The organism is Serratia sp. Ag1 (genome assembly GCF_000743355.1).
Taxonomy (GTDB): Bacteria; Pseudomonadota; Gammaproteobacteria; order Enterobacterales; family Enterobacteriaceae; genus Chania.
The window spans coordinates 90,011-96,821 of sequence record NZ_JQEI01000001.1; the positions used below are offsets into that span (position 1 = coordinate 90,011).

6 protein-coding genes are annotated in these 6,811 nt (G+C 53.5%); 2 read left to right on the forward strand and 4 right to left on the reverse strand.

Going from position 1 to position 6,811, the window contains the following annotated elements; translation table 11 throughout:
* Nucleotides 1-38 precede the first annotated feature (38 nt).
* Complete coding sequence (locus IV04_RS00365) at nucleotides 39-1,733, reverse strand: acyl-CoA dehydrogenase family protein (RefSeq protein ID WP_051916488.1); 1,695 nt, start codon at nucleotides 1,731-1,733, stop codon at nucleotides 39-41.
* Nucleotides 1,734-1,916: 183 nt separating this feature from the next.
* Here IV04_RS00365 and IV04_RS00370 point away from each other — a divergent pair, with 183 nt between their 5' ends.
* Nucleotides 1,917-2,816, forward strand: a complete 900-nt coding sequence (locus IV04_RS00370; protein WP_037403403.1) for a LysR family transcriptional regulator — start codon at nucleotides 1,917-1,919, stop codon at nucleotides 2,814-2,816.
* Nucleotides 2,817-2,820: 4 nt separating this feature from the next.
* Here IV04_RS00370 and csiR read toward each other — a convergent pair whose 3' ends face one another.
* The 3 genes from csiR to glaH form a co-directional block, all read right to left on the reverse strand.
* Nucleotides 2,821-3,516 carry a DNA-binding transcriptional regulator CsiR gene (csiR, locus tag IV04_RS00375; protein WP_051916491.1) on the reverse strand — a complete coding sequence of 232 codons (696 nt, stop codon included), beginning with the start codon at nucleotides 3,514-3,516 and terminating at the stop codon, nucleotides 2,821-2,823.
* Between the two features lie 157 nt (nucleotides 3,517-3,673).
* Nucleotides 3,674-4,915, reverse strand: coding sequence for an L-2-hydroxyglutarate oxidase (gene lhgO, locus IV04_RS00380; protein WP_037403401.1), 1,242 nt, complete (start codon nucleotides 4,913-4,915; stop codon nucleotides 3,674-3,676).
* Nucleotides 4,916-4,962: 47 nt separating this feature from the next.
* Nucleotides 4,963-5,919, reverse strand: a complete 957-nt coding sequence (glaH, locus tag IV04_RS00385) for a glutarate dioxygenase GlaH (protein WP_037403399.1) — start codon at nucleotides 5,917-5,919, stop codon at nucleotides 4,963-4,965.
* A gap of 524 nt (nucleotides 5,920-6,443) precedes the next feature.
* On the opposite strand from glaH, the gene IV04_RS26675 reads away from it, so the two are divergent.
* Nucleotides 6,444-6,584, forward strand: a complete 141-nt coding sequence (locus IV04_RS26675) for a type VI secretion system Vgr family protein (protein WP_231566315.1) — start codon at nucleotides 6,444-6,446, stop codon at nucleotides 6,582-6,584.
* Nucleotides 6,585-6,811: the final 227 nt, after the last annotated feature.

The following is a 6,811-nucleotide window of genomic DNA, read 5'->3' on the forward strand; positions in this document are numbered from 1 at the left end:
ACTTTATGAGGCCAAAATCAGTGGGGTGATGGCTCTGTTCAGTGATAGGCACTCGCCAGCAGCAGTTCTTCAATCTCCTCAGGCAACGGGTTTTCTAGCGTTAAGGGATCGCTGGGCAACAGTTTCTGTATCAAGACCTGCTCAGCCAGATGTAAACGTGCCGGAGCATCTGCATGATGGCTCTCCCAAGCCATCGCCGCCGCGCTGACCAGGTTGTACAGGCCGCTGGCTGCACGACGCGTCAGGTGGCTGCCCTCTTGGGTTGCCGCCGCCTGCGCCAAGGCAAAGGCTCGCTGTTGGGCACTGAGGAAGCGGGCGCGCATAGCATTGTCCAGATGCGCTTCCGCCAGCAGTTGCTCCAGATACACTTGCAGCGCTTCCAGCGATTGTTCACGCAGGATCGCCCGCCGCACATCCAGAGCGACAATGTTGCTGGTGCCTTCCCAGATCGATCCTAAATGGGCATCTCTGACCAAACGCGGATCGCCCCACTCTTCGATGTAACCGCAACCGCCACGGATCTCCATAGCATCGGCAGTGACCTTGCGAGCATCGCGGCAAGCGCGGAATTTGATCAGCGGGGTCAGAATGCGCAGCAATGCATAAGCGTTTTTATCGCCACTATCCGAACGACGCAACACCTCTGCCGTTTGGAATACCATGCTGCGGGCCTGCTCGCTGGGAAGCAGTATTTTCAGCAGTTGCTTTCTCATCAGCGGCAGCTCAATGAGTTTTTTACCAAAGGCCTGCCGGTGGCGGGCAATATAGAAGGCCTCACTCACCGCGCGGCGCATCAGGCCAGCAGAGCGAACTCCGTTGGACAACCGGGAGTTATTCACCATATCCGCCATCTGCACAAAACCACGCCCAGCCTCGCCCACCAGATACGCCGTGGCTCCTTCAAGGCGGATTTCACCGCTGGCCATCGAGCGAGTCCCCAGTTTGTCCTTCAGGCGTAAAATGCGGTAGGCGTTGGTTGAACCATCATCCAGCGTGCGCGGCAGCAGGAACAGCGATACCCCTTTCATCCCTTCCGGTGCGCCTTCAATGCGTGCCAACACCATCGCCAGCTCAGCATCAGGGTTAGAACAAAACCACTTATCGCCGTACAACCGATAGTGGTTATCCCTATTGACTGCCAACGTGGTGGTGGCGGCAATATCAGAACCCGCGCCTTGCTCGGTCATAAACATTGCGCCTTGCATCAGCGCGGCGGGATCCAGTGAAGTAAGGCGTGGCAGATATTTAGCCACCAGTTCGGGGGAACCGTATTTTTTCAGCGTCCGGGTTAATGAATCGGTCATCGATACCGGGCACATCAGGCCAAACTCGGCCTGCACAAACAGGTAAGTGAACAGATATTTGACCAGCGGAGGTAACTGCCCCCGCCAGCCCAGCACATCCTGACGATGCGAAATGGCGGCCAGGGCGAATTCACCAAACGCGTAGCATTCCAGCTCAACGAAAGCCGGATGCTTTAAAATGCGTTGCTGATCGGTGCCGGTACGGGTGCGCACCTGAAGTTGCGGCGGATTTTTATCCGCCTGATCCGCCAGTTCACTCAGCGGCCCCCCTGCCAGCTCCCCCAGTTTTTGCAGATAAGGCCCGAGATGAACACGCAGTTCTGCGGGCAGATAGGCCACCAGCAAAGCCTCCAGCGTCGCGTCGGTGAGATAAAGGTTAGCCCCGGATTGATCCGGTATGTTGTCCTGCTGATTGGTCATGGTGTGCATGTTCGGCTCCACTTTGTTTTGCTTATGTTTATATTTTGTTAAACAAAAGGAGCTGTCTAATACTGTTTCCCTATTGGCCGATAGGTTAAAAGCATCGTGCTGCTGTGATTTGCCGGGTGCCGCCCAGAAGCGCTGTTTCAGCCATGTTAAACTGAGCTTTTCGCGGTAAGGAATGGATATATCGTGGATATTCGCCGTTTACGCTATTTTCTGGTGCTGGCTGACGAGCTGCATTTTGGCCGTGCCGCCAATCGTCTTGCCATTTCCCAACCGCCGCTGAGCGTGAGCATCCGTCAGTTGGAAGAAACCATCGGGGCAAAACTGTTTGAACGCAGCCATCAAAAGGTGCGGCTGACAGCAGCCGGAGAGGCATTGGTGCCTGCGGCCCAAGCGCTGATCGAGCGTATGAACAGCACCATGCATCAGGTGCGGGATGTTGATCAAGGCGTTACTGGCCACTTGCGCATTGGTTTTGTGGGGGCCTTGCTGTATCAGGGGTTGCCCAGGTTATTACAGCAATTTCAGCAGTCACGTACGGGTTTGCAGTTAAATATGCTGGAGCTGAACACGAAAGATCAGTTGAGCGAACTGGCGCATGGCAGCCTGGATGTCGGGTTTGTGCATGCGTCGCGCTTACCGGAAGGGGTTTCGTCGCTGCTGTTTTCCAGCGAGCCCTTAGTGGCCTGCCTGCCGCAGCAACATCCGCTGGCCAGCAAACCTTCGCTGAACCTGCGTGAGTTACGGGATGACAGGTTTATTGCGTTTTCGCGCCAGGTATCCCCTTATTACTATGATCGCATCCAGTCGTTGTGCTTTACCGCAGGCATCGATCCCGACATTCGCTGCGAGGCTCGGCACTGGCTGAGCGTCATCTCGTTGGTGGCACAAGGTTTTGGCAGCGCCCTGGTGCCCGCCAGCCTGCGGGGTTCGGCAATGGCGGGGGTGAGTTTTGTTGCATTAGCAGAGGCGGGATTACTTTCTGAGGCTTACTGTATCTGGCAGACCGACGATCAGCGCCCGCTGCTTGCGGCCTTTATTGCTGCAGTGCGCCATGCCGCTGCACATCTGCAGTCGCTCGGCTAAACCATCACTCCCTTTCATTCTGCAGCAGGCTATTTTGCTCCATGACCTGCATGATGATGGGGATCGGCGTCAGCAAATGTTCACGCATCAGTTCACTGGCTTGATGGCTGTCACGCGCCAACACCAGTTTGACCAATTCCTGATGTTCCTGATGCTTATTTTCCATCACGCTGGCGGAAAATACCGTCTTTCTCAGCCATAAAAAACGATAACGCGCTGCCAGATCGAACAGCCGATCGCGCATTTGCAATAAAGACTGGGAACCACAGCCGGCAACGATGGCACTGTGGAATGCCTGATGGCGCTGATCCCACTCATCCAGCAACGCTTCACTGGTCGCTACCGTGCTCATTTTGGCCAAGCGGTGCGTCTGCGCCAGAATATTCGCTTCCCAATCATCGTTACCGCGCTCAATCGCCAGCCTGACCAGCATGGCTTCCATATTGGCGCGCGCATCAAAAATATCCAGTAGTTCGGCTTGTGACATGGGGGCGACGCGGTAGCCTTTCTGGCTAATCGCGGTGACCAAATTTTCTGCCACCAGTTGGGAAAGGGCTTCGCGTAACGGGCCAACCCCCAGATTATAACGGCTGGTCAGCAGGCTCATGCGCAGCTTTTCGTTGGGCTGAAAAACACCGCGAATGATGTCTCTTTTCAGATAATGATAACCATCAAATACCGCATTTTGCTGGAGAGTCATTACGATCCCATCTCTTGAAACATAAGGCCTTTAATTATAATGAAATACCGGCAGATAACCAGTTCGGTCGGGGGCAGAGAAGATCGTGTGGAATAAGATGGGCGGGAGATCACCCTAAATGCCAGACGGCATTTAGGGGACTCCGATAAACGTTGCCTTAAACCGCCGCCGCTACGGTACGCAGATTCGGCCCTGATGACGGCTGGTTCTCTAACAAAGCCTGCACTTTACTGACAATATGCTGGCCAATCGGGAGCGCCGAGGTGGCGGCGGGCGATGGCGCATTACAGACATGGATCGTGCGCGCGGTGGTGACAAACAGGAAGTCATCGATCAATTTGCCATCGGGCGATACCGCCTGAGCACGCACTCCAGCCGGGTAAGGCAACAGATCTTGCTCCCTCAGGCCAGGACAATATTTCTGCACCAGCTTGAGATAGCCACGTTTAAAGAGTGAGTTCTTCATTTCCCCCACGCCTAACGACAGGTTTTGATACATCAATTTGCGAATGCCGGGGTAGCTGGCCATTTCCAACGAATCGCGCCAGGAAATGTCCCTTTTATGGTAACCCTCGCGCTTCCAGGCCAACACCGCATTCGGCCCCACGGTGACGCAACCATCGATCATCCGGGTTAAATGCACCCCGAGGAAAGGCACGGCAGGATCCGGGATCGGGTAAATCAGGTGATTCACGATGCTATTATGTTGGCTCGCCAAGCGGAAATACTCACCACGGAACGGGCAAATCATAAAACCGGGTTCGATCCCCAACAGCTTGACCAACCGATCGGCCATCAAGCCAGAACAGGCCACCAGATAGTGCGCAGAAAACTCGGCCTGCGGCGTGCTGACCACCACCCCTTGCGAGTGTTCATGTAACGCCTGCACCTCTGCCTGATAGAAAATCTCCCCACCCGCCTGTTGAAACACGCGGGCCATCGCCATTGTCACCTGCCGATAGCTGACAATGCTGCTGGAAGGGACGAAAATCCCGCCAAGCCCGACAATGTTGGGTTCCCGCTCCTGCAATTGATCGGCATTGAGCCATTCCCGCTGTAACCCATTAGCCGCAGTACGTTCCCATAAGGCACGCATGCGTTCCATTTCCAACGGTGTGGTGGCGACCAGCATTTTGCCGCAGTCGTCGTAGCGGATCCCCTGTTGCTCACAAAATGCTTTGGTCGCTTGATTGCCTGCCAGACAAAAACGCGCCTTCAGGCTACCGGGGGTGTAATACACCCCGGCGTGGATCACACCGCTATTGTGCCCGGTTTGGTGCTGGGCCAGTTCAGGCTCTTTCTCCAGCACGGCAATGCGGGCATCCGGGTAGGTTGACATTAACTGCATGGCGGTAGACATGCCGATAATTCCCCCCCCGATGATGACAAAATCGTACATCTTACGGCCCCCTTTTCAGGTAATCAGCAAACAGCAGGTGGCCGATTTTATAGCACATTGAAATAACCACGCTGGCGCATCAATTCACGCCGCAGTTCCGGGTGAGGCGTGAATCTATCGCGCCCATGGAGCCAGAACAGGTTATTAATCAGTAAAATACTGCCGACTGGCACCGGGATAAACAGCTTGTGTTGGCTGCTTTCCAAGGCATCGGACAGTTCGCTGAGCCAGTTGCCTTCGGTGAAGTCTTTCGGTTGCACAAACTGATCGATATAGCGCATCACCGGGCGGCCATGATCGTCAACGTCAAACACCGGGTGGCAAACCTCTTTCAAGACGTTTTTGCTGGGTGGTGCCGACCAGCGCATGCTCTGGCGAGCCAACGGATGACGAAAATAGGTGTCTAGCTGCTCCCAATCATCTAAATGCAACAGAATAGAATCACCGCCCTGCATGTTCTGTTCGTCGATTTTCATCATCATCACATAGTCGGTCACTTCCTCCACGTAGGTTCCGTCGTTATGAAGCTCCAGCACCCGATGCGGTTGCCGCAAATAGCTGTCAGAATTATCGACGTTTTTCACTACAAACCGGGCGTAATATTGACCACTCATGGAGTCGAAGTTGGAACGCCCAATCAGATGAGCAATCGCCGTTGCCAGTTTGACCATGTCATCACTCTGTTCGACACGATTGAGCCCTTCAGCCTTAATAAGTAATGCACCTTGAGCACGAGACAGCAGCGTTTGCAGCAAGAAGGTACGGAGTTGGTTAGCACATAGGTCATCTAATATTTTGGCGATACGAAACCGCAACAACGATTTATATTCCAACGCCTGTATCGGCCATTGCTCGGTCTGCTGCAAGAAACGCTGAGCGATCTCGGCACTGAAATTGAGCGTTAACACGCGGGGAGAGGTGGGGTGCGTCGATAGCGTAACCCCCGGTATAATCGGTTTATTTTCATTTTTCAGCGATGGTTTTGCTGTCGTCAAGGTATTCATGTGGTGAGTCTCCTGAAGCAAGCAGATGTTCCTACGAAGGCAGGTGTTTTTTGTATTCATAATTAGAATATATCTACATTTTTACAAAAAAAAGATATAACCAGGAAGATTGGTTATTTGTGTGATCTGCCAGTCATATTCCTGCAACAAGGGCTGTAAGTGATGTTGAAGCCTGGTTCTCTCAGTCAGCCAGCCAGCCAGCAAACCGACAGTTCTTCTCATCTTCTTTTGGCAACCCTACTCACAATGTGTGAATAGCGAAATTAGGCATGACATAAAAGTTTCAGTGTTCAGTAAATCGTGCCCTGCATCGCCTATGCGTTGCACGATTCTGAGCACCCGAACCACGCCGCCCGCAGCAACCACACCCACAATGTGCAGTGCTCCCCTACCAACAGCAAATTGCGGATGAAGGACAAGCACAATCAGGAGCATATCAAGCTCGCTACGAAGTTTGACAAAAGCAGTTAAACACTGGCCACCAGGCGGATACACAGAGCAAATCGCGTGGGAAAGGCTTTGAACTGTACACAGACGAATATGGCGTGATACGCGTGGCGAAGAGGCTGTTTATCAGCGCCGACGGTCAAGCCAAGGCACAGGGCGAAGTGCTGGACATGGCAACTGCGCTGAAGGAAATCGATATCAGCCTGTGCCATATATAACAACTTACCACTGCCGCCGAACAGGCCAAAGCGTTGAAAGCAGATAGACGAAGGACATGTAAATCGCCTCAAGATGCCGAAGCGACAGATGTACGGGTGGGCCGAGTTCAAGTTACTGAGGCGACGGGTGATGAGCCCTCTTGCTTAAAGGGTTTCACCCAAGTTACGGAAGACCCACAATTCGATCAGTATTGACAATTATGAGTTGTATTAGTCGCGACTTGATC